General features: G+C 41.4%; 19 protein-coding genes. 12 read left to right on the forward strand and 7 right to left on the reverse strand.

Annotation, left to right across the window (positions count from 1 at the left end; genetic code table 11):
* Positions 1-149: 149 nt before the first annotated feature.
* The 3 genes from FC093_RS08070 to malQ form a co-directional block, all read right to left on the reverse strand.
* Positions 150-995, reverse strand: a complete 846-nt coding sequence (locus tag FC093_RS08070; RefSeq protein ID WP_137261259.1) for a sugar phosphate isomerase/epimerase family protein — start codon at positions 993-995, stop codon at positions 150-152.
* A gap of 254 nt (positions 996-1,249) precedes the next feature.
* Positions 1,250-1,939: a VIT1/CCC1 transporter family protein gene (locus FC093_RS08075; RefSeq protein ID WP_137261260.1), complete on the reverse strand. Its 690-nt coding sequence runs from the start codon at positions 1,937-1,939 to the stop codon at positions 1,250-1,252.
* Between the two features lie 207 nt (positions 1,940-2,146).
* Positions 2,147-3,730 carry a 4-alpha-glucanotransferase gene (gene malQ, locus FC093_RS08080; protein ID WP_137261261.1) on the reverse strand — a complete coding sequence of 528 codons (1,584 nt, stop codon included), beginning with the start codon at positions 3,728-3,730 and terminating at the stop codon, positions 2,147-2,149.
* Between the two features lie 359 nt (positions 3,731-4,089).
* Between malQ and FC093_RS08085 the strand changes: the two genes are divergently transcribed.
* The 7 genes from FC093_RS08085 (at position 4,090) to FC093_RS08115 (ending at position 10,975) form a co-directional block, all read left to right on the forward strand.
* Positions 4,090-5,952, forward strand: a complete 1,863-nt coding sequence (locus FC093_RS08085) for a transthyretin-like family protein (RefSeq protein WP_137261262.1) — start codon at positions 4,090-4,092, stop codon at positions 5,950-5,952.
* A 223-nt stretch (positions 5,953-6,175) separates the two neighbouring features.
* A complete protein-coding gene (locus FC093_RS08090) occupies positions 6,176-7,189 on the forward strand; it encodes a PQQ-dependent sugar dehydrogenase (protein ID WP_137261263.1) in 1,014 nt (337 codons plus the stop codon).
* Positions 7,174-7,596, forward strand: a complete 423-nt coding sequence (locus FC093_RS08095) for a hypothetical protein (RefSeq protein ID WP_137261264.1) — start codon at positions 7,174-7,176, stop codon at positions 7,594-7,596. The genes FC093_RS08090 and FC093_RS08095 overlap by 16 nt, the downstream gene beginning before the upstream one ends.
* Before the next feature lie 393 nt (positions 7,597-7,989).
* The gene (locus FC093_RS08100; protein WP_137261265.1) at positions 7,990-8,508 is read left to right on the forward strand and encodes a copper resistance protein NlpE N-terminal domain-containing protein; all 519 of its coding nucleotides are present in this window, start codon (positions 7,990-7,992) and stop codon (positions 8,506-8,508) included.
* 39 nt (positions 8,509-8,547) lie between these two features.
* Positions 8,548-8,958 (forward strand): hypothetical protein, encoded by a 411-nt coding sequence (locus FC093_RS08105; protein ID WP_137261266.1) that lies wholly within the window; start codon positions 8,548-8,550, stop codon positions 8,956-8,958.
* Positions 8,959-9,989: 1,031 nt separating this feature from the next.
* On the forward strand, positions 9,990-10,355 hold the full coding sequence (locus tag FC093_RS08110; RefSeq protein ID WP_137261267.1) for a hypothetical protein: 366 nt from the start codon (positions 9,990-9,992) through the stop codon (positions 10,353-10,355).
* A 101-nt stretch (positions 10,356-10,456) separates the two neighbouring features.
* A complete protein-coding gene (locus tag FC093_RS08115) occupies positions 10,457-10,975 on the forward strand; it encodes a hypothetical protein (protein WP_137261268.1) in 519 nt (172 codons plus the stop codon).
* Between the two features lie 128 nt (positions 10,976-11,103).
* Here the strand turns inward: FC093_RS08115 and FC093_RS08120 are convergent, their stop codons facing one another.
* Positions 11,104-12,825 (reverse strand): GMC oxidoreductase, encoded by a 1,722-nt coding sequence (locus FC093_RS08120; protein WP_137261269.1) that lies wholly within the window; start codon positions 12,823-12,825, stop codon positions 11,104-11,106.
* A 299-nt stretch (positions 12,826-13,124) separates the two neighbouring features.
* Positions 13,125-13,619 (reverse strand): hypothetical protein, encoded by a 495-nt coding sequence (locus FC093_RS08125; protein ID WP_137261270.1) that lies wholly within the window; start codon positions 13,617-13,619, stop codon positions 13,125-13,127.
* Positions 13,620-13,908: 289 nt separating this feature from the next.
* Between FC093_RS08125 and FC093_RS08130 the strand changes: the two genes are divergently transcribed.
* Positions 13,909-14,379, forward strand: a complete 471-nt coding sequence (locus tag FC093_RS08130; RefSeq protein WP_137261271.1) for a methylglyoxal synthase — start codon at positions 13,909-13,911, stop codon at positions 14,377-14,379.
* 91 nt (positions 14,380-14,470) lie between these two features.
* The gene (locus FC093_RS08135; RefSeq protein ID WP_137261272.1) at positions 14,471-15,424 is read left to right on the forward strand and encodes an aldose 1-epimerase; all 954 of its coding nucleotides are present in this window, start codon (positions 14,471-14,473) and stop codon (positions 15,422-15,424) included.
* Between the two features lie 319 nt (positions 15,425-15,743).
* On the opposite strand, the gene FC093_RS08140 is transcribed toward FC093_RS08135, so the two are convergent.
* Both FC093_RS08140 and FC093_RS08145 read right to left on the reverse strand, forming a co-directional pair.
* Positions 15,744-18,227: a M1 family metallopeptidase gene (locus tag FC093_RS08140; RefSeq protein ID WP_137261273.1), complete on the reverse strand. Its 2,484-nt coding sequence runs from the start codon at positions 18,225-18,227 to the stop codon at positions 15,744-15,746.
* A 231-nt stretch (positions 18,228-18,458) separates the two neighbouring features.
* Complete coding sequence (locus FC093_RS08145) at positions 18,459-19,148, reverse strand: hypothetical protein (RefSeq protein ID WP_137261274.1); 690 nt, start codon at positions 19,146-19,148, stop codon at positions 18,459-18,461.
* Positions 19,149-19,355: 207 nt separating this feature from the next.
* On the opposite strand from FC093_RS08145, the gene FC093_RS08150 reads away from it, so the two are divergent.
* From FC093_RS08150 to FC093_RS08160, 3 genes are read left to right on the forward strand one after another with little or no spacing between them, the layout of a single operon-like run.
* Complete coding sequence (locus tag FC093_RS08150; protein ID WP_137261275.1) at positions 19,356-21,146, forward strand: hydroxysqualene dehydroxylase; 1,791 nt, start codon at positions 19,356-19,358, stop codon at positions 21,144-21,146.
* Positions 21,147-21,151: 5 nt separating this feature from the next.
* Positions 21,152-21,859, forward strand: coding sequence for a transmembrane-type terpene cyclase (locus FC093_RS08155; protein WP_137261276.1), 708 nt, complete (start codon positions 21,152-21,154; stop codon positions 21,857-21,859).
* Positions 21,856-23,112, forward strand: a complete 1,257-nt coding sequence (locus tag FC093_RS08160; protein WP_137261277.1) for an adenylate/guanylate cyclase domain-containing protein — start codon at positions 21,856-21,858, stop codon at positions 23,110-23,112. The genes FC093_RS08155 and FC093_RS08160 overlap by 4 nt, the downstream gene beginning before the upstream one ends.
* The last annotated feature ends 242 nt before the right edge of the window (positions 23,113-23,354 follow it).

Raw genomic sequence — 23,354 nt, forward strand, 5'->3', positions numbered from 1 at the left:
TAGGTTGCTATAGCGCTCAAGGTGTGTTACACGCTTTGTAAGAACTACTGCCTTTGCCAAATTTATTGTCTTACAAAGTTAATATAAGGCTGGTGCGTGCCTTTACGCACCAGCACAAATAAATCAATGTAAATAACGCTTGCAACACCCTATTTCAAACTACGCAAATACGCCAGACTTTTCGGAATCTGTTGCTCCGGTATAGGAGATTCGTCTTCAATAAAGTAATGCTTAATGCCAATCTTTTTTGCTTCTTTCATCACTGCTGCAATGTTTACATCACCTTGTCCCAATACCACATTGGTTTCATCTGCAGCGCGCCCGTTTTGGTTGCCTTCAGTGCCTGGCCTGCGGTCTTTCAGGTGCAGCATTAAAAAGCGGGTTGGATATTTTTGCATCAAAGCCACGGGGTCTTGTCCGGGATGTTTTACCCAAAATACATCCATTTCAAAATTCACATATTCAGGATTTGTATTTTTTACTAAATAATCAAACAGGGTTCCGCCTTCATACGGACGAAATTCATAGCCATGCGGATGATAGCAGAAAGTTAAGCCGGCATCATGAATTTGCTTTCCGGCAGCATTAAACACGTCCACTGCTTTTTTGATATCTTCAATCGTAAATTCATCGCCATTGTGCGGTACCCAGGCGCACATGATGTACCGGGCACCAAATGCTTTTGCTTCGTCAATGGCTGCCTGCGGATTCTTTGCCAGCGTATTAAAATCGGCGCCTACACTTACCATCTTCAGGTCGTTTTGTGCCAGCAGTTTTTTATATTCATCCAGCGGCAAGCCATACGTGCCGCCACCCTCTATCTCATGAATGCCCCAGCTTTTTATAGCAGCGAGTGCACCCGGTACATCGGTCTTAAACTTGTTGCGGAGGCTGTACAATTGAAGCCCTATTTCCTGTGCATATACCGTTTGAAAGGAACAGCAAAATACAAAGAGTACAACGAGGATTTTTGTGATTGTTAATTGGAGTTTCATACGTTTTGTTAGTAGTATTTAAAGTGAATAATAACAAGGCAACGAAAGCAAGCTAAATTACAGGTTTACTGTTGAATAAAGCAGGAGAAACTGGTTTAAGAATAATTGTTTTAACCGCGAAAACACGAAGGCTCAAATAATATAATAAGAATACTTCGTGTAACTTGGTTCCTTTAAGTTGCCCAGATTATATTCTTCTACAATCTTAATTGAGAAAAAGGACTTGTTATATTCCGGTTTTACAGTAAACTGTTTTAAGCTGCATGTACACCAAAGAGAAATCCAACCAAAGCAGTTACAAGCATTGCAATAGTTCCCCAAAAACAAATACGTATAATACTTTTGAGCGGACTGGAACCACCGATTTTGGCAGCAACAGTGCCGGAGAGTGCCAGGAAAATAATTGCGAAACAATATTGGCTGCCTACCATGTAGTTGAGTGGCGCAAAAATAGAAACCAGCAGTGGCAGCAAGCCGCCCACCAAAAACGAAGCAGCAGAAGCCAAAGCTGCCTGCAAGGGTTTTGCCTGGGTAAATTCATGAATGCCCAATTCGTCTTTGGCGTGTGCTTCCAAAGCGTTGTGCCTCGTCAACTGAACAGCTACCTGCGTGGCTAAATGTTCATCCAATCCTCTCCCGTGGTAAATTTTTGCAAGTTCTTTTAACTCCACTTCGGGCATGGTTTCCAGTTCGTGTTGTTCTCTTACCAGGTCAGCCGTTTCAATATCTGATTGTGAACTAACCGAAACATATTCGCCTGCTGCCATAGACAGCGCACCTGCCACCAAACCTGCCAATGCAGAAAGCACTATTGCCTCTCTGCCTGCATTTGCAGCAGCTACGCCTATGGCTATACTTGTAGTGGAAAGAATACCATCGTTAGCGCCCAATACAGCAGCCCTTAGCCAGCCACTTCTGTTGATATAATGTTTTTCGAGTTCCATGTTTAAAAGTTATTGGCGATATGCTAAAGTATCTTATTGTTTGCTCACAAGTAACATAGAAATGCAACAATAATAAGGGAGTATTCCTTGTTTTATTTATATAAATCAATGCAATTTGCGAGAAACTGATAATTAAACAGTTGTTGTTAAATGCCCAATGTCGTATAAAAGTGCGGTTGGACAAAAAGCTTGACAAAGCTCATGCCTTTAAAAATATATAGCTTGGCTATAATTATTTGGCAGGCGGTCGTACAGCGTGCACCATTCCTGTAATCTGGCTTCTATTTCTGCATTTATTTGAGCCGACGTAATGCGCCAGGTCCAGTTATTCTCACCCGAAGATGGGACATTAATACGTGCTTTTTCATCTAAACACAATACATCCTGCATAGGCAATATAGCCAGCTTCGATACGGAAGCATACGTCATGCGGCAGAGCAAATCACATACGTTTTTCTGCGTTATTTTTATACCTGCGTAATCCATAAGATTTTGCCTGCTTTGTTTATCTAATTGTTTGTACCAGCCAACAGTTGTATTGGTGTCGTGCGTGCCGGTATACACCACGCTTACAGGCACGTGGTGGTGCGGTATGTGCACGCTCTGCGGCATACCTTCCCCAAAGGCAAATTGCAACACTTCCATGCCGGGCAGTTCAAAATTGTCGCGTAGTTTGTACACGGGTTCATCTATGTGTCCCAGATCTTCTGCTATAAAAGGCATTTCGCCAATTTCTTTTTTTACCAGGGTAAAAAGCTCATGTCCCGGTGCGTTTATCCACTCACCATCTCTGGCGGTTTTAGCGCCTGCTTTTATTTGCCAATAAGCTGCAAAAGCGCGAAAATGATCAAGGCGTAATACATCAAATAATTGCAGGTTTTTGCGGAGGCGTTTGAGCCACCAGTCATAGTTCTGTTGTTGTAAAACATCCCATTTAAAAATAGGCATGCCCCAAAGCTGCCCATTTTCATTAAAGTTATCGGGCGGCGTGCCGGCTACGAATTCCTGCTTACCTCCTTCATCTATACTAAAAATGTCGCGATTAGCCCATACGTCTGCCGAATCGTAGGCCACATAAATAGGCATGTCGCCAAACATGCGAATGTTGAGACTGTTGCAATATGTTTTAAGTTGTTGCCATTGCTTTAAGAAAATAAATTGCTGCCATTGTACTTTATCAATTGCTGCTTTATGTGCTCCTTCAAAGTGCTTTAAAGCCTTTGCATCGTGCTGCTTATAAGGTGTTTCCCAATCGCTCCATTGTCTACCTTCGTGCTCCTTTTTCAAAACGGTATATAATGCAAAATCATGTAGCCAGTAGCTTTCTTTTTTAATGAAAGTTTTGTACTCTTTTTCTAAAGCTGACGGATTATTAATATAGTTTGTATAGGCTTTGTCCAACAATGCCTGTTTGGTTTTTTCTGCCCTTTCGTAATCTGCTTTATCACTTTCTTCCACCTTGTATTTGGCTATGTCCTTTTTACTTAACAATCCATCTTTTACCAATAATTCGGGACTAATGAGCAAGGGATTGCCTGCCATACTTGAGTTGGCACTATAAGGCGAAAAACCCTGCCCGGCAGTGATAGGATTGAGTGGCAATAGTTGCCAGAAAGTTTGTTTACTGCGGTGCAGAAAATTGGCAAAAGCAATTGCTCCCGGTCCTAAATCGCCAATGCCGAAAGCGGATGGGAGTGAGGTGATGTGTAATAAAATACCAGCGCTCCGCTGCAACTGTGCAAATGAAAAGGACGCCTCCTGTTGTTGTGTAGCAGGTCTTTTTTGTTTCATTGTATGTGTAATAGGTTAGCGATAATTGAATATGCGATGCCTTTCATTTAAACAATTTTTACACCATTTGTACCGGGATTATTTAAAAGTTGATTGAACCATACAATCAGGAAGACCAATAAATTTTATAAGGTATATAATAAAACCTACTTTTTATATAACGTCTTCTCTTCGCGCCTTTACCGGTTCAATCCACTCTTTAAAAGATTTTTGTTTCCCTGTCTATTGTAATTCCGATTCATAAAATACAAGTTTATAAACCTATCATTCCTAAACTATACAACGGTTGATTGAATGCAAAGCGGAGTTTGCCGAAAATCCTAACCCAGAGTAGGCACAAAAAAACAAATCAATTTATTATGGCTTACACATTCAGAGGTAACCTGTGTGGTTATCTATGCGAAAACTATTCAGAACCCTTGGAAGGCGTCACCGTACTGCTTTATTTGCCCTGGCAAACCGAACGGGTAACAGAAACCGCTGTTGCCAGCACCAAAGACACCTTCAGGCTGGTGAGCGAACAGGAGCGAAAAGACAGAGAACAATTGCTTATTGGCAAAGCGCAGGCCGATGCACAAGGCAATTTTGAAATTGTTGTGGACGAACAATATTCAAAAACAGCTTTTGATATTGACTTTGTTTGCGGCACTGTTCCACACCAACCACCCAAGCCGCGTCAGAATGAGGTACAGTTTCATCTTACCACTGTTTATCCGCAGTGGCGTACTAACCGGCAGGAGGAAAATAGTTATTATTTTCAGTGGAACTATTGTATCGCCTCCAGATGGTGGTGTTACATAAGAGGGTATTATTATGATGCCTGGGTGATTATGGGATATATGTATGTATGCGGTACAAAAACGCCTATTCCCGGTGTAAAGATAACAGCCATGGATGCCGACTTTATTACCGATGATAACTTAGGTACTGCTGTAACCGATGCATCAGGATTTTTTAGAATTGATTATTCCTCCATTGATTTCAAACAAACATTCTTATCGCCCTGGATAAAAATAGAAACCAATCCCGGCTGGCCGCCTACGTTTGTGAGTGGACCGGATGTGTATTTTAAATATGAATACAACGGCGTAGCTATACAAAGCGAAACGCCTGCCAACCGCCGGAATAATGTGGGCTACTGCCTGTGTGTTACGCTGTGCCTTAAAGATATTGTAGTTACACAACCGCAAATTCCGGCATCCTTTACTAAGATTGGTAACCTGGGTAATTATTTTATAAATGAAACCGTTGCCGGCGGCAACCCGAATGTAATTGCAGCCGCTACGGGTAAAACGCCAGCCAGCCAGGCATTTTATAGCTGCATCAAACTAAGAGGCAACCTAAGCCAGAAGCTGAACGGCGTTGCAATGGAATACAGCTTTGATACAATAGAAACCACTGGCGCAGGTGGCAGTGAAATTGGCACCTGGACAAAAGTAAAAGCAGCACAAATTTGCAATGCAGTAATTGGTACTTTTTTCACGCTTACCGGCGACCCGTCCAATCCAGTGATTATAGAAGATTATGTGGTGGGGCCTGCTAGTGGTATGGATGCTAATGGCTGGATTGCCGTGCCGCAGGCTGGCAACTTTGCCCCGCATATTGATGGTGAAATTTTAGGATTGAATACTACCACCTTAAATGGCAATACGGTAAATATGTCCGGGCTTGTGCAAGGACAATCTACTACTACCAAAGCGCCGTTGCAGCAAAACCGGTTCTTTAAAATACGCATGATAAAAAGAGAAGCCGGCAACCCGGCAACAGAAGTAGTAGCTGGTGTTTCCAATCCGGTAGCGATGTTTAATACCACATATAACAATGTGCCTAAATACGGCTCGTGGATGCCGCAAACAGCCAATGAAATGGGTGTTGCCTGCATAGATATACAGGAAATGATTGGCGGTGGCGGCGGAACCGGCTGCACACCTATTACTAATGCCATACATGTGAATTATACCGCAGCTAACCCTAATATGGGTAGTGTAAGTCTGGTGTTGAATGGGCCGGGCGGACCTTACACCCTTGAAAATGCAACACCCGTAAGCAATGTGGCAGAAACATTTGGAACAGCAACAGAATTGCACAATCCGGCTTTGGTGCCTATTAATACTTTACCCAACTGTGCCTACACGGCCATACTTTCGGTTGAACTGAAACTAACCAACGGCGAAGGTCAAATCAGTAATATTTACGACTGGATGTCTTTCTGTAAAGATTAGCCATATTACACAGGGAAAATAGCATATTAAACTGCAACCCTGTTTTCAGATAAAACTGATTACAGGGTTGCAGTTTTTTGTGTAAGGCACTTGTACTACTTGCGACAAAAAATTTTTCGCTGCACACGCTTACACATTAATCGGGCTGCATTTTTGTTATAATAGCTAATAAGCGATTGCTTATACTATACATTGCCATTACAATTTCAAATACCTATTCTTTATGAAAAAGCATTTCTACACTGTATGCACGTTACTGGTGTGTATGAGCTGTTTGCATGCTCAAAATGGCGTGCAGCTCATTCCATTCTCCAGCGGTTACAACTTACCGCTTGGGCTGGAGAATTGTGGCGACAGCCGTCTTTTTGTAGTACAAAAAACAGGGCAAATTATGATATGTGATGCTGCTGGCAAAAAACTAACAACGCCTTTCTTAGACATTAGCGACCGCGTAAAAACCAGGCAGAATGAGCAGGGATTGCTGGGCTTAGCCTTTCATCCCAATTATTTGAAAAATGGCTTTTTTTATATCAATTATATCAACCGAAATGGCAATACGCAGATTTCGCGCTTTAAAGTATCTGCGGGTAATAAAAACATAGCAAACACATCCAGCGAGAAAAAGATACTGGAGATTGTGCAGCCTTATACCAATCATAATGGTGGTTGTACACGTTTTGGCCCGGATGGTTATTTATACATTGGTATGGGCGATGGCGGCAACGCTGGCGATCCGCAAAACCGGGGACAAAATCCATCGAGTTTGCTGGGTAAAATGCTGCGCATTGATGTTAACAGCGGCAGTGCTGCTTATACCATTCCCCCTACAAATCCGTTTGTAAATAAAGCGGGTTATCAACCGGAAATCTGGGCCTTGGGCTTGCGCAATCCCTGGCGGTGGAGTTTTGATGATGTGTCTGGCGCACTGATTATTGCCGATGTGGGGCAAGACCTTTGGGAAGAGGTAAACCTACAGCCAAGTGGTAGCAAAGGGGGTGAAAATTATGGATGGCGCTGCTACGAGGGCGATCATACGTATAATACCGATAGTTGCAAAGCACGCGCAAACTATACCTTTCCAAAGTACGAATACACACATTCTGATGTAACAGGTGACTGCTCTGTTACCGGTGGTTTTGTGTACCGCGAAGTACTTATGCTGCTATGTATGGCAAATATTATTTTACTGATTGTTGTAGTGGTATCATCCGCTCGCTTACGTTGCACAATGGTATAGTATCGGTACAGGATGAGTATAAGGGCGATGCTAACGCGTATGTTTCGTTTGGCGAAGACCGTAACAAAGAATTGTATATAGTAAACATGGCAAATGGCAGTATTTACCGTATTGCAGCCGCAACTCAAACTGTTACAACCGCACCACAAAGTGCAGTGTCTCTGCAGGTATATCCCAATCCGGCAAAGAGCTACTGCACCGCCAGCTATACAACTGCCAAGGCAGAAACCTGCACCATCGTGTTGTACAATGCAGTAGGCGTGCAGGTATTTACGGCAAACAAGATGAGTATAGCGGGTAAAAACAACTGGCAAATAATAGTGCCTGCCAACGTAAGAGGGAATTGCTACATTACCGTTACCAGTGCATCGGGCACGCGCATAAGGCAAGGTATTTTAATAGAATAAAACAGGCAGTGAATACTAATAAGTAAATCATTTACAGCATTGATGTGTCTTCAGGTGTATTAGTACTGTATTACTTGCTATTGCAGTACGTGAAAGAGATACACCGATTGGTGGAACTGTTTGAATTGTGTGAATAGCTGCAATTGACACAGGAAACGAATGAGCATTTCAGCTACTTAAAAAACAAATCCAGCTAACAGTTGGTTGATAACGAGTGATATATTCTAAGGAGGATTTCAGAATTTGGATACCTGCTAATATTTAACAATTAGCGACAAATCAATAGTAGATGTCATTACGCTAAAAACTCCTTTCGTCAAGAAATAATGTCACATAATGTAATTTTTTAGCGCTGCGCTTCATTCCCTTTTAAGTTTGGGAAAAGTTTTTATCATGAGACAGATAAAAGTACTCCTGGCAGTTACCTCATTGGCAGCATGTTTTACAGTTACCAACTCTTGCTCACAAAAAACCACACCGGATACGGCATCTGTTCTTGGTGTTTTTGTGGCCAGTACTCCTTGTAGTGAAGGCACAAGACCCTTGCCGGAAATTCCGGTACATGCAGACTGCGAGTTGATCCGGTGGAATCTCACACTTTACCAAAACCCTAAAACATTCACACCAACCACTTACAAACTTCGATACACGTATGGATTAGCCCAGCAAGGCACACCCGGATTTACCGGCGGAGGAACAACTGTAGAAGAGCAAGGAGTGTGGAAAATGGTGAACGGAATACTATCAAAACCCGATGCAATTATATACCGCTTAACCAACAATAAAACAAACCAAACAATCGCTTTTTTAAAACTCAGCGACGATCTTCTTCATTTGCTGGACACCGATGAGCACTTGATGATAGGAACGGCCGCATGGACCTATACCCTGAACAGGATAAGCAGTAAATAAACCAGGCAAAATGAAGTCTAATTTCAAAAACAAAATAGTATGAAATATATCATAATTATGCTTGTTACGTCATTTTATTCACTGTTTGTGAATTTTTCAATTGCGCAAACGGCAGCAGTAGATAATAAGCTTTCACAAACCATTACTTCACGGCCCATACCAAAAGGAGCTTCTGTTGTAGGTGTATTTGAAGGAAGGCCACCTTGTCCTGGAATAGCAGAACAACTGAGCATTGTAACGGATGCCGACTGTGCGAAGTTAAAATGTGATCTTACCTTTTATCAGGATTCTGTCACGCTTCAACCTGCAACATATACCCTGTCTATTGTTGGAGGTGGTGATGTAATCAAACAGGATGGAGGCTCGTACCGTCAGAAAGTTCTGGAGGGAAAGTGGGCAATCGTGAAAGGCATAAGTTCCAATCCGAATGCGGAAGTTTACCAGTTGTAGTTAGACAAACCGGGAGCTTATTTTTATTTGCTGAAAGGAGACGATAACGTTCTGTTTATCTTAAACGAGAACAAAGATTTCAGAGTAGGTAATGAGGAGTTTAGTTATACACTCAACAGGGTTGAATTGATCTCCAAAAAATAAGCGAAAACAACTAATGTTAGCAGGTGGCCAGCCGCTAACGAAGAGGTTGAGAAAAACTGATTGACCAAAGCCAATCGGCCTTTAATTCCATTGATCTTTTCTATAATCACGTCCTTTTTATACCGCTGAACAGAAGCTGAATTATAGTGTATTTCGACAATATGATAAAAATATGGAAAGGCTTAGAAACAATTATTATCACCTTTGCGATTACAGCAATTTTGGCAGGATTAACCATTTTATTTTATGATCTTGCTCAAATTGACTGCACTGCTAACGCTTATTGTTATAATGCGGGCTGAGTACTATTTTTAAGCTGTAAATCTTCACTTAAAATAGAACGAGATTGAAGCTATAGGAACATAGAATGCGACCACCTCCTAAAGCCTGAGCCGTTACACAAAATACCTACTTGCTACAAAATGACAGACCTGCAAATTGAATTGACTTTTATTACTTGTATAGTTCTATTGAACTTTGTAATAAGTTTTCTTTACAGAAAATATAAACGTTTAGAACAGAAGGAAAATAAAAAATTTCACTTCGGTAACGAAACGCCCTTCTTAGGTTCAATTGCATTTTCGTTCATGCCGAGAATTCCTTTCCTGATTGTACGCCGCTCAAAAAATAATTCCATCAGGCGGCTTATTATTACCCACAACGTTTTGTGCTTAATTGTTTATATTTTGTTTTTAACAGCATTTATAAGGTTCATAATACAAAACCCAGATTAACACTTTGTATGACCAATGCTTTATGTAACAGCAGCTTTCGTAAATATGCTGAACGCTATATCTTTAACCAGCTTTTGTACAAGTTTGGACAGATGAAGAAAAATACAATTATTGCAAAAAACGTTGCGCGTCAAGATAAATAGTAGTATAAGAATGAAAAGGATAGTTATCACTTTATTTTTTGCCTCATTAGCTTATGCCAGCTCTGCACAAAAAGTGGAGAAATTTTGCGAAATTTCAACGACCTGGAAGTCTTTTAACAGAGGTGTGAACATCTCCATTGATTTCGGTAAAGACAGCAGTTTATTCTCATTTAAAGACAAGACAATCAAGAAGAAATTATTGTTGGTGACAAAATACACCAGCGTGGTTGATGCTTTAAATTATATGAGCGCATTAGGCTGGTCGTTGGTAAATACAACCTCATACGAAAGTTCCGGCTCAACATACCGCAACAACTTTTACTTTAAAAAGGCATTTGATGAAGCAGAAATTAATAATAAGAACCCGGAAGATTGAATAGTGCTGCTATATAAAGCTTTTGCACGTTAGCAGTCGTATAGGGAACTGTTGGAGGTTGGAGTGACCGTATATAAATTGGACAATAAAATTTTGCATTTATGCCAATAAATAGGCTTTTTTCGGAGCGGCAGCATTTCAAACAAACGTGGTTGTGGGTTTTACTAATTGGCGTCAACGTACTTTTTGTTTATGGAATAATCAGGCAGGTTTTCTTCGGAGTGACTTTTGGCGACAAACCAATAAGTAATGGGCAACTGATTGTTGTAGCTTCGGCAGTTTTACTGCTCACCTTTTTGTTTGTATTGCTGCGTCTTGATACAGTTATTCAACACGACGGAATTTGCTACCGCTTTTTCCCACTTCAATGGAAGTATAAAAAAATAACGTGGGACAGCATTTCAAAAGCATATCTGCGACAATATAACCCAATAACAGAATATGGCGGTTGGGGATTACGCACCGGGCTTTTTGGTAATGGACAAGCCTTTACTATCTCTGGCAACAAAGGGCTTCAACTTGTTTACAACAATAAAAAGAAGTTTTTGCTGGGAACACAGCGACCGGAAGAAATGGAGCAAGTATTAAAGCAACTGGGACGACTTACAACAGGCAATTAATGGGCAGCTCCCGTTTTTCAGAGTACGCTATGCTAACACTCCGAGGCATGTATAACTGATTTTATAATTGATGAAACATTGCATTTATTTTCTCTCATCAATATCCCAATAATCACCTCAAACCTCCATCAGATGTTTCCTTTCTTCAGTTCATCTGCTGCATAGTTTGCCGCTCTTGCAGCTAGTGCCATAAATGTAAGTGATGGATTTTGTGTGGAGGTAGAAGTCATGCAGGCACCATCTGTTACAAACACATTATTGCAATTGTGAAACTGATTATGCGCATTCAGCAATGATGTTTTTTGGTCTTTACCCATGCGGCAGCCACCCATTTCGTGTATATCCAGGCCGGGCGCCTGGTGACTGTCGTTGGTCTGAATGTTTTTGCAGCCTGCTTTATCAAACATCTCCTGGGCAACCATAAAAAAGTCATTCATACTTTTCACATCATTATCATCATAATCAACAGCGGTAATGAGTTGCGGAATGCCCCATGCATCCACTTTATCTTTACTCAACCGCACATGATTGCTTTCTTTTGGGATTGTTTCGCCCTGCATCATAATGCTTACATACCAGTTGCCGGGTTCGCTTATTGCATCTTTATATGCCCCGCCAATACCATCGGCATATGCACGACCTCTGCCAGCGCCAAAAAACACCATATAGCCGCGCAAGAAATCTGTTTCCTGCTTATGCACGTTGCGGAAGTTGGGCATCATTGGTTGTGTAGGCCTTCTTCCATAATAGTAACTGTCTGGCGGGCCATCATAAGTAGCACCGGCAGTGCCACGATAGTTGTGAAAAGCTACATATTTGCCCAGCAAGCCATTGTCGTTGCCCAAACCATTTGGAAAACGGCTGGAAGTAGAGTTAAGTAAAATTAAATTGCTGTTGAGACAGGCGGCATTTACAAAGATCACCTTTGCATAATACTCCGTTGCTTTTTTGGTGTGTGCATCTATCACGCGCACGCCGGTTGCTTTTTCCTTTTTATCATCATATATAATTGAATGCACTACACTGCCGGGTTGTATAGTTAAATTGCCGGTTTTTAACGCCCACGGAATGGTAGAAGCATTGGAACTAAAGTAACCGCCATATGGGCAGCCCCGCTCGCAAAGGCTACGTGCCTGGCACTGGTTGCGACCTTGCTGAATATGTATTTCTTTGGGTTGTGTAAGATGTGCGCAACGCCCCTGCACTACATAGCGGTTGTTATAAGCAGCATTTATTTTCTGACTGATAGTTTTCTCCACACTGTTCATTTCCCAGGCAGGCAAAAACTCGCCGTCAGGCAAAGTATCCACGCCGTCTTTATTACCGCTGATGCCTGCAAAGGCTTCCACATGCGAGTACCAGGGCGCGAGGTCTTTGTAGCGGATAGGCCAGTCAACTGCAAAGCCATCGCGGGCAGGACCTTCAAAGTCGTACTTGCTCCAGCGTTGCGTTTGGCGCGCCCACAGCAGCGATTTGCCGCCTACCTGATAGCCGCGAATCCAGTCGTACGGCTTCTCCTGTATGTAGGGATGTTCATTGTCTTTTACAAAGAAATGCTGCGTGGCTTCGTTAAAGGCATAACATCTTTTTACTATTGGGTTTTCTTCCTCCATTTGTAGTGGAATTTGGAGGTGATGCGGAAACTCCCAGGGCGCTTTGGTAGCAGTGGGATAACCTTTTATATGCACTACGTTTTCTCCGCGTTCGAGCATCAATGTTTTCAAACCACGGTCGCACAATTCTTTGGCAGCCCAGCTACCGCTTATGCCGCTGCCAATAACAATAGCATCAAAAGTATGTTTGTCAATGCCGCCTGCATTGATGTTGATATGGGAAGAATCGCCTGGCATAATGACTATGATATGGTTGAAGTGTGAGGCTCAAATGTATGGGATTTGTAAGAATGAGCAGTAAGCGATGTAAGGATATTTTTAAGCAAATAATTGTTTGCTGGTGAAGAACACCAACAGAGGCGAAAAGACAGGTAATAAAACCATCAAATTAATGATAGTTATGAAAAAGTATAAAACTTTATACATAAGAATTCCCTTACATAAGTTTTTGAGACTAATCGGGCGAATGTTTAAGAATCTTTACTACACCCGCTAATTGATAGATATAGAGGTCTTTGTATTAGTTTGATTTTGTGCTACCTCAATGTAATCAGCAAATACCTCATCAAAAGGGGGGGGGTAATAATACCATCCCCGTTGGTATCCAAAAACTTTGGCGATCCTATAATGGGTGCCGGTATTTGCACCGGACTTGCATCAATTTGGGCTTGTGTTTGAAATATGCCTTTTTTCAGCAAGCCATTAATGGTGTTTGCAGCATTGCCTTTTTCAACAGTAAAAAAATATTCGCTTTTATATTCTACCAGTATGCTCGCGGTTAAGGCGCCATTTGTTATGGCTGTATATTCCGGAGCTTTATTACTCATTATATCGCTTTCCGAATCATAAAGCTTTACTATAGCGCCGCTTACCACATCTATTGCAGTGTTGAATGCAGCCCAGCTATTGCCATCTTTTACAGTGATTTCAACCCTGGTAGCAGGAAGCATTACTGTACCGTTTCTGGTGCAGGAAAATAATGATAAGGTTATAAAAAATCCCAAAAGCTGAATGAGTATGGCCCGTTGCATAGCATACATTTTTAAGGGTGGATAGAACAGGTTTGTGACCTTGACAGAATGCCCAAACCTACCATTTGAATGTTACGGCAACAATGAGAAAAACACAGTATTATAGCGGTATCATGGTAATGCTTATACCACAAATAATACAAAAAATGCATTAATGCATACAAAATGAGCAATAAACAGGAGCGTAATAATGAAATACCGGGATTGCGGAAGGATTATTTATAAAAAGTATCACATACCTGCGCAACTAACAGGCAGGTCGTTTAATTTTAATCCCTAAAAATAACCAATGGCTGTAAAAATTTTACGTACACATAAGCGCATAGCAATGGTAGCGCACGATCATAAAAAACAGGAACTGATAAACTGGGCGGTAAAAAATAAAGCAATATTGGCCCGGCACGAGTTGATTGCTACCGGTACTACCGGCCGCCTGCTGGAGGATGCTATGGACATGCCTGTACGGCAAATGCTGAGTGGTCCGCTGGGCGGCGACCAGCAAATGGGATCCATGATTGCCAGTGGCGCTATTGATATGATGATATTTTTTTGGGACCCGATGGAAGCACAGCCGCACGACAGCGATGTGAAAGCGCTGCTGCGTCTTGGTGTGGTGTGGAATATACCTATGGCTTGCTGCCAGGCTACCGCCGATTTTATACTAACATCGCCGTTTATGCACGGTGAGTATGAAGCCCTTGTACCCGACTACAGCGATTACCTGCATCGCCCGATAGCAGAAGAGAATGGTGTAAAATAATAACCATATTTTTTAGTTGATTAAGTTTGAACGATTATTGCAAGTGATTAACTGTCTATTATTTAACTTCATTTATAAAAACCAATAACCTATGTCTTTTGAAGTTTCGGTTGCCGGAAACGGAGGGGAAGAAAAAATTGTGTTGAAAGAGTCTTTTACAGGCACACAGGCAGAAATTTATGCGTTTGGCGCTTTGCTTAATTCTTTTTGTTTGCAGCGCAGCGATAAAACCATAAATGTAATGTATGCCTATAAAAGTGTAGAAGACGCAAAGAAGAATCTCACGCCGTTGTTTCAGGGGGCTAAGCTAAGCCCTTTTGTATGCCGGATGCGCGATGGCAAATACACATTTGAAAACGAGAAATATCATATTGAAAAATATTACCTGAAACAGGATGCCATCCATGGTTTGATCTTCGATAAGCATTACAAAATAAAGGAAAAAGGCGCCACAGAAACGTATGCTTTTGTAACGCTTGCGTATGAATATCGCCTGGAAGACAAAGGCTATCCGTTTGTTTATAATACCGAAGTAACGTACCGGTTACAAAGCAGCAACCATCTAAGTGTAACCACAGTAGTTACCAACGAAACAAGCCGCGATATACCACTTAGCGATGGCTGGCATCCATACTTTCATTTAGGCAATACCATCAACGATCTGGAGTTGCAATTTCGTAGTATATACAAGGTAGTGTTTGATGATCGTTTGTTACCCACCGGCAATTATGAGCCTTACACCCGCTTTAATACCCCGCAACTGCTGGGCGATACACAATTGGATAACTGCTTTGTGTTAAGCAATGATTTTTCGCGGCCAGCCTGTATTCTGCGCGATGAAAAAGCAGGTTTACAATTAAGCATTATACCCGAACCGAGTTACCCATATTTGCAAATATATACGCCCGATAACCGCCGCGGTATAGCGGTAGAAAATTTAAGTAGCCCGCCGGATGCTTTTAATAATGCAATTAATCTTATTATTTTAAAACCTGGCGAAAGTGCCAGTTTTACTACAGCCTATCAGTTACAATGGATAGGGTAGAGGATACGAGGTGGTACTTTCGTCATTGCGAGCGCCAGCGAAGCAATCTGTGCTATACCTTAAGTAATCATTGATGGATTATTTTAACCTTTAAGGTTATAGCAATAAGGAATCTATAAAGGTATTGTTGATTGTATTTTCATTTACAGATTGCTTCGCCACGCTCGCAACGACGGTGCATATACTGGTGTTTAAGAGCGCAATTATGAGCGATGACAGTATATCAAATATTCAATGGAAGTAAAATAGTTCTTTACCAAAAACACCAAAGCCACCGCATAATGCGGTGGCTTTGGCATAGTATAAAACGAAAGGCTTTCTATTTCAGTTTGCCTTGTAAATAATTAATTTCTTCATCTATGCCTGCCGGTGCATTGCCAGGCGTTTTCAGCCCTTGTTTATATTGCAGCAATGATTGCAACTGCGCTTCCATGTCTTCGGCGAGTTTGGGTACAAACATACCAACCCGGTTTTTTAAATTCACTGCTGCATCTACTGCTTTCTTAAAGTGCGCTACATCCTGCACCCTGCGCAGGTACAGCACCAGGTTACTATACATATCTATTTTATCCATTGGTGCTGCAGTGGCAAAACTGTTATAAACTGTATCAAAATCAGCATCGGTTTTAGTAAGATAAGACAGCGATTCTACTGCTTGCTCCAGCCTGCCTTTGGCATCCCGCGAAAGTGTAGGCAGCAAGGATAAAGCTTTTGCTTCATCAATCCCTAAAAGCGCTTCCAAAGCAGCACCAGCTATGCTGTAGGAAGAATCCTTAGTGTTTTGAATAAAAAAGTCTTCATCACTTTTTCTTTTCAGCGTACCCAATACATCTATTGCTGCAGCACGGTTGGGACGATAAGCATCTGTATGTGCAATTGTTTCAATAGCAGGTATCATTTCAGGTGTTGGCTTTACCACCTTTATAATCTGCAAAGCCGTAGTACGAATGTCGTAAAAGGCATCTTTCAGTGCCGTATTCAGCAGGCTCATGGCACCGGCAGTATCGCTGTGCTGTGCGGCATATTGCAGCGCCTCTATTTTATCTACATAATTACCTGCATGGTTGTACTGAAATACATATTCTGCCAGTGTTTTATTGTCTTGTTTTTCTGCCAGTAAATATTTATCGGCATCTACGTTTATCAAGTCGGGTTTGCTCCCTGCCGGAAAATAAAACGTATCTGCGCGATCTTTCATCCACACATTGTAGCGGGTTTTATTGCTGCCATTATACACGTCTATTGCAAAAGGTAGTTGAAATACCGTATCCTGCTGTTGCACCTGTTTCATAAATACTTTGGCGGTCTTATTGTTTGCATCATAATCGTAACTGATGCTGAGCATAGGATGCCCGTGACCAAAGTACCATTGATTAAAAAACCAGTTTAAATCTTTGCCGCTTACCTGTTCCAGTGCCTGGCGCAACTGGTGCGCTTCGGCATTGCCGTATTCATACGTATGGAGGTATAAATTCAAGCCTTTGAAAAAAGCACTGTCGCCCAGGTAATGACGCAACATATTCAGTATGCGACCACCTTTTTGATAGCTTACGAGGTCGAACATATCTTCCTGGTTTTGATAATAAAAACGTACTAAATTTTTAGTATCCGACTGCGGCGAACCTAAGTATTGCTGCATGTCTTCATAGTTCTTTCGTTCGCCTTCTTCTTTGCCATATTTGTGCTCGCGCCACAGCACTTCGCTGTAGTTGGCAAAGCTTTCATTAAGCGTCAAATTGCTCCAGCTTTCTGCTGTTACCAAATCACCAAACCATTGGTGAAACAACTCGTGCGATACATAATCTTCATACTTATTACCATCTACCAATTGCCGCGCATTTTGCTGTACTGCATCGGTATGCAAAGTGGCTGTTGTGTTTTCCATAGCACCACTTACATAATCGCGGCCGGTCATCTGCGAATATTTTTGCCATGGAAAATCATAGTGCAGCAGTGTGGAGTAAAACTGGATCATCTCCGGCGTTAAGCCAAATATTTTGCGGGCTACCGGCGCATATTCTTTTTCTACATAATAGTTTACTTCTTTATTGCGCCATTTGTCTTTAACAATTGCAAAATCGCCCACGCCCATAAAGAACAGATAAGGGCTGTGTGGCTTATCCATCTTCCACGTGTCGGTGCGTGTGCCATCGCTGTTTGTTTTTTGAGTAACCAATAAACCATTGGACAGTGTAACGTATTTAGCCGGCACCGTCATCGTGATTTCTTCGGTTGTTTTTTGGTTGGTTTCATCTATTGTTGGAAACCAAACAGAGTTGGCAGATGTTTCACCTTGCGTCCATATTTCCGTTGGCTTATTTTTCTCTGTTCCTTTTGGATTGATAAAATATAAACCTTTTGCATCGGTAATGGCAGCGCTGCCTTCGGTCTTTAGTTCATTAGGTTTAGAGGTGTAATCTATATACACAACATAGTTTTCATTAGCCTTATAGGTTTTATCTAAACGGATGTTCAGCTTCAGACTGTCATAAGTATATTTTAGGAGTATATTTTTGCTCCCTTTTACCAGCGCAACCGTATGAATATCCATGCCTTTTGCATCAAGCGTAAGTGAGTCGGTAGGATAAAAATGCGGATGCAGCGTGAGCCACGCCTTACCATACAGATACGCTTTGTCGAAGTCGAATTTTACATCCAGCCTGGTATTGATAACATCGTTAATTTTTGTGGCAGAGGCCCGGTATTCTTTTTTCCATGAATTATCTTGCTGCCCATTGCCAAAATGCTGCGCCTGTGCTGCCATGCAGGAAAGCAATAGCAAAGCGGTAACTATTTTTTTCATTTGTTTTTTGTATAAAGCGAGCAAATGTAAAAGGTGAACAGAGGAAAGAAAACTTTTTGGGAGGAAAGATTGACAAGGGTTTGTTAAGGATGAGCCATTAAAAACTATTATGATCTAAACGAAGTGCCGGACAGCATTGGAGGCATGTGTAAACCTGTTTATAAACAGGCTTCTTTCAATCCTGAAATTAAGTTAGTACAATTTAAGTGTTATACTTTTATCTAAGATGCGTTAATCTTTCAAAAAAACGATTATTGCTTTTAGGTCTGCTTCTTTGTTAAAGGCAATTTTATTATCCTTACAATACTGCTCTACCGCTGCTTGCTTTTTCCCAAACAGTTTAATAATATTTTTCTTGTTTGCAGGCAAAAAGTGATTATAGGTATCGCCTATATAATAAGCTGTTTGTTTGTTAATAACGAGTTCCTTATCCTCGGTAAGATTGGTTACCCGGTTTTGTAAACGCACCGAACTAACAGTAGTAATGGCTGAAGTAGAAGAAACCTGACCATAGCCACCCGCTTTCTTTACATCGCCCATCGCCAATGTTTCCCGCTTTGCCAGTTTTGCCGTGGCATTGCCGGCAACTAATTGCAAGTAATTTTTATCATAAAAGAAAGTATCGCTGCCAATTGCGATGTATTTAATAGTGACTTCGTTTGCTACAGCCAGCGTATCTCCATTAGGTGCAATGAACTGCATTTCGCTGGTGAGTAAATTATAATCCATTAAAGCATGCGATGTAGTACCATCTCTAAAAAAAACACCGCCGCTTGTAAATTGCGGATAAAGAAACTTTATGCTGGCGGGAAGTGTTGCGTTTACATCTTCTCCAGGCTTTATGGTATAGGAATCAGCTTGTGCATAAGCGGTATAAGTATATAGAAGTAAAATAAACAGGGTAAGCAGAATGGTTTTCATTTAAGGTTGTTTTGTTTCAAATTTACCCAAAAAGAACAGCGTGCAATAAATTATGTTTTAAAAGCAGCGGGGACGCTGGCTTAACACATAATTCCATTGATACTCAAACATTTTTTCTATTATTTTATTTTGAATGCTTACATTAGCACTGGCTAACAGCTTTCTTCGTTTCTTTCTTCTATACTAATTATCTTAAAAATCTCTCTTATGCCAAAGGTCGTTGTATTGGGCGGCGGCGTTGCGGGAATGAGTGCTGCTCATGAGTTGATAGAACGTGGTTTTGCAGTAGAAGTATTTGAGCGCCATAAACAATATGTGGGCGGAAAAGCACGCAGCGTGAATGTTGCCGGCTCCGATAAAACAGAGCCGGGCAAGTTTCTTCCCGGTGAGCATGGCTTCCGCTTTTTTCCTGGTTTTTATAAGCACATTATAGATACGATGAAGCGTATTCCATTCAGGCGCGCTGACGGCACTATGGCTACTGTGTTTGATAACCTGGTAGAAGTAAACCGTGTACGTATTGCACGCTTTGGAGCAGCTTCTATTAATTCTATAGTAAACTTTCCGCAGTCGTGGGCAGACGTTAAAGATGCTATTAACGCCTTTCATGCAAATACCGGACTAACGGAAGAAGAAAAAACCTTTTTTGCTGCTCGCGTATGGCAGTTGATGACCAGTTGCATGGACAGGCGGGTAAATGATTATGAAAAACTTGGCTGGCGCGAATATTTGCAGGCAGATAAATTTATACGAAGAGATGCAGATGGAAAACCAAGTAAAGAACAGCCTTACGAATCGCTGCTGGTAGATGGCTTAACGCGCACGTTGGTAGCAGCAAACGCAAAATATGCAAGCACCAAAACCGGCGGCGATATTTTTTGCCAGTTACTCTTCAATATGGCTGATCCGAATGTGCATACAGACAGGGTATTGAATGGACCCACCAACGATGCCTGGCTAAATCCATGGATAAACTACCTGGCTTCAAAAGGAGTTCAGTACCACTTCGACAGCGAAGTGCAAAGCATTAGCATGAAAGATGGACGCATATCGGGGGCCACCATCTTGAACAAAACAACCGGAGCAACAATACAAGCAACCGGCGATTATCATATACTGGCTATACCGGTAGAACGCGCGGCACAACTTATTAATGCCGATATGCTGGCTGCTGATCCAACAATGCAAGGCATCTTAACACTGGCGCCAAGCGTAGCCTGGATGAACGGAATGCAATTTTATTTATCGCACGAAGTAGATGTAGTACACGGGCATTGTATTTATGCCGATAGCCAGTGGGCACTAACGTCCATTTCGCAACTGCAGTTTTGGAATAATTATGATATACAGGTGAGGGGAGATGGTAACATCAGGAGTATTTTATCGGTTGATATATCTAACTGGGAAACGCCGGGCTTTAATGGTAAAAAAGCAAGCGAATGCACTTATGAGGAGATAAAAGAAGAAGTATGGCTGCAATTGAAAACAAGCCTCAATGTAGATGGGCAAACGGTTCTGAGTGATGATATGTTGCAGGAATGGTATCTCGATCACGACATACATACTGTAAAGCCGGATGATGACACTGATAAAGAACCACTGCTGGTAAATACTATTAACTCCTGGCCCTTACGCCCCGAAGCCAGCACTTTTATACCCAATTTATTTTTAGCATCCGATTATGTGCGCACCTATACCGACCTCGCTACTATGGAGGGCGCCAATGAGGCAGCACGCCGCGCTGTAAACGGTATTATTCACGCATCTCAAAGTAAAGCGGATGTATGTAAAATCTGGAACCTGCACGAGCCTTTATTGCTGACACCGTTCAGAATGCACGATGAGAAGCTGTATAAGCAAGGTATTCCCTGGGAGTTGTACGAACCGGAATGGTTGCAGGTTGGTTTGAAAGCAGTAGAATTTTTAGAGCATCTTTTTACTAAAAAGCATGCAACAACCGAAGCAAAAAATACCGAAATAAATCCTCCTGTTAAATAATATATATGCCTGTTTTAGGAACAACTATTTTTCAATATTTAAAAGAGCCGCACCCGTGGATAGATCTTACGAGATATACATGGTGGCAGGTAACCCTCTTTTTTGCCGGCTCCATGCTGTGGCTTGCATGTTATATAGCTACACTAAGAGATATCAGGAAGAAAAAAACGGTTGACATACCGGCATCAGCCGTAATTCTAAACTTTGGCTGGGAAATAGCCGCATGTATATTTTTTGTGCCCGATATGGGTAAACTGCTGGTTGCAGCATACTGGGCATGGATGCTTTGCGATTTATTTATATTTTATTCTCTGTTTAAATATGGCTACAAGCAGATGCGCATAGATTACTTCAGGCGGAATGCACATTATTTTATCCTTTCCGGTATTATTATTTCTTTTTTATCGCAGGCTGCATTTATGGTTCAGTACGATTTGCCTATGGCGCCCATTTCCGGTTACATCATCAATCTTATCATGTCCATAGCTTTCCTGTACCTGTTGTTTGTGCCCGGTTTTACAGGCTATTCACGTGTTGCAAAATGGAGCAAATTTTTAGGTACAGGCATTATCAGTATTATGTTTTTTACAAAGTACCCGTCCAACTATTTTCTTACTATTATGTATATTGCTGTAGCGTGCTTTGATGTGTTGTATATTATCCTGATGGAGAAAAAATTGAAGGGTACGCTCTCTTTATCTGTAACAGAATGAGGAAGTTTCAAAGCTGGCTTTATACCTATTTTATTCCACAAAAGTATCATGAAGATGAGCTGCTCTTCAGAAAGGCGCGTCTTTTTGTTAATACAGTTGCCATCACATTTATATTCTCGCTCATTTATGTCGTTAACTCTACTTTGCTGGCAATGAGTCATATCATGTGGCAAATAGGGCTTTATAGCATATTATTTTTATCATTGTTGTTTTGCCTGAGAGGCGGCCTTAGCTTATTTGCCTGCGGAAACATTTTTAGCTTTTTATTCTACAGTTCCGCTATCTACGATATTTACTACTCCGGTGGTTTGTATTCCAGCGTATTGCCCTGGTTAGCTATCGTTCCTATACTTGCTTTACTTATTACGTCCGTTCGCAACGGGGTTGTATGGATGTTTATTTCACTGGTATCAGTTATCGTGGTTGGAACATTACAGTTGATGCACTTTCCATTTCCTACAGAAGTTAAACAGGAATATATGGACCTGTTATTCTTCAATAGCTTTCCCGGCTTTATTGTTATTGTTTTTGTGATAGCTGCTGCAATGGAAACGGCTTACACCGGCTCAATGAAAAAACTGGAAGAGAAAAATAAAATTATTGAAGAAGAAAAGAAGCGCTCCGATGAACTGCTGCTGAACATCTTGCCTGCAGAAATAATGGAAGAGCTAAAAGAAACGGGCAAAACCACGGCACACAATTACGATTTGGTTACCGTGCTTTTTGCCGATTTTGTAAATTTTACAAACATTATTGAAGAACTGCCACCCGAAGAACTAGTAGCTGGCATTGACACTTACTTTGGAACTTTTGATGCGATTGTTGAAAAATTTGGTGTGGAAAAAATAAAAACGGTGGGCGATGCTTATATATGTGTTTCGGGGCTGCCTTCAGTAAATAGTAGCAATCCAACACTCATGGTGGATGTTGCGCTGGAGATGATGGAGGCAGTGGAGCAGCTAAAAAAGCAATGCAGGGCAGCGGGCAAAATCTGTTTCGACATTCGCATTGGTATTCACTCCGGCCCTGTGGTGGCCGGCGTGGTAGGAGTGAAGAAGTTTGCGTACGATATTTGGGGCGATACCGTAAATACGGCAGCCCGTATGCAGCAATGCAGCGAGCCGGGTAAAATAAATATTTCCAATACTACCCACGATCTAATAAAGCACCGGTTTGCATGCACCAAACGCGGCAAAATAGAAGCAAAACACAAGGGGTTGATAGATATGTATTTTGTAGAAAAACGAAAGTGATGGATAGTGATATCCTTGCAAAAATCGGGTATGCACTTACAATCAACCTTCACCAGTTTTTATTTAGAATCAATTAAGAATGCAGAATGTCTTAACTATTAAGGTTCAATTCTACTTGTTAAAGTCCAAAAAATAAGATACATAGCCTATTCTTTATTAAACTTCAGCGAACCTTTGTGTTCTTTGTGCCTTTGTGGTTCAAACAACTCTTTTAACCAACCTTTTATGGCTTTTCTTAACGC

Source organism: Ilyomonas limi (assembly GCF_005233845.1).
Lineage (GTDB): Bacteria > Bacteroidota > Bacteroidia > Chitinophagales > Chitinophagaceae > Ilyomonas > Ilyomonas limi.

Coding starts and splice junctions, on each gene's coding strand:
- FC093_RS08070 (WP_137261259.1), bottom strand. CDS start 995: ATGAAACTCCAATTAACAATCACAAAAATCCTCGTTGTACTCTTTGTA.
- FC093_RS08075 (WP_137261260.1), bottom strand. CDS start 1,939: ATGGAACTCGAAAAACATTATATCAACAGAAGTGGCTGGCTAAGGGCT.
- malQ (WP_137261261.1), bottom strand. CDS start 3,730: ATGAAACAAAAAAGACCTGCTACACAACAACAGGAGGCGTCCTTTTCA.
- FC093_RS08085 (WP_137261262.1), top strand. CDS start 4,090: ATGGCTTACACATTCAGAGGTAACCTGTGTGGTTATCTATGCGAAAAC.
- FC093_RS08090 (WP_137261263.1), top strand. CDS start 6,176: ATGAAAAAGCATTTCTACACTGTATGCACGTTACTGGTGTGTATGAGC.
- FC093_RS08100 (WP_137261265.1), top strand. CDS start 7,990: ATGAGACAGATAAAAGTACTCCTGGCAGTTACCTCATTGGCAGCATGT.
- FC093_RS08105 (WP_137261266.1), top strand. CDS start 8,548: ATGAAATATATCATAATTATGCTTGTTACGTCATTTTATTCACTGTTT.
- FC093_RS08110 (WP_137261267.1), top strand. CDS start 9,990: ATGAAAAGGATAGTTATCACTTTATTTTTTGCCTCATTAGCTTATGCC.
- FC093_RS08115 (WP_137261268.1), top strand. CDS start 10,457: ATGCCAATAAATAGGCTTTTTTCGGAGCGGCAGCATTTCAAACAAACG.
- FC093_RS08120 (WP_137261269.1), bottom strand. CDS start 12,825: ATGCCAGGCGATTCTTCCCATATCAACATCAATGCAGGCGGCATTGAC.
- FC093_RS08125 (WP_137261270.1), bottom strand. CDS start 13,619: ATGCAACGGGCCATACTCATTCAGCTTTTGGGATTTTTTATAACCTTA.
- FC093_RS08130 (WP_137261271.1), top strand. CDS start 13,909: ATGGCTGTAAAAATTTTACGTACACATAAGCGCATAGCAATGGTAGCG.
- FC093_RS08135 (WP_137261272.1), top strand. CDS start 14,471: ATGTCTTTTGAAGTTTCGGTTGCCGGAAACGGAGGGGAAGAAAAAATT.
- FC093_RS08140 (WP_137261273.1), bottom strand. CDS start 18,227: ATGAAAAAAATAGTTACCGCTTTGCTATTGCTTTCCTGCATGGCAGCA.
- FC093_RS08145 (WP_137261274.1), bottom strand. CDS start 19,148: ATGAAAACCATTCTGCTTACCCTGTTTATTTTACTTCTATATACTTAT.
- FC093_RS08150 (WP_137261275.1), top strand. CDS start 19,356: ATGCCAAAGGTCGTTGTATTGGGCGGCGGCGTTGCGGGAATGAGTGCT.
- FC093_RS08155 (WP_137261276.1), top strand. CDS start 21,152: ATGCCTGTTTTAGGAACAACTATTTTTCAATATTTAAAAGAGCCGCAC.
- FC093_RS08160 (WP_137261277.1), top strand. CDS start 21,856: ATGAGGAAGTTTCAAAGCTGGCTTTATACCTATTTTATTCCACAAAAG.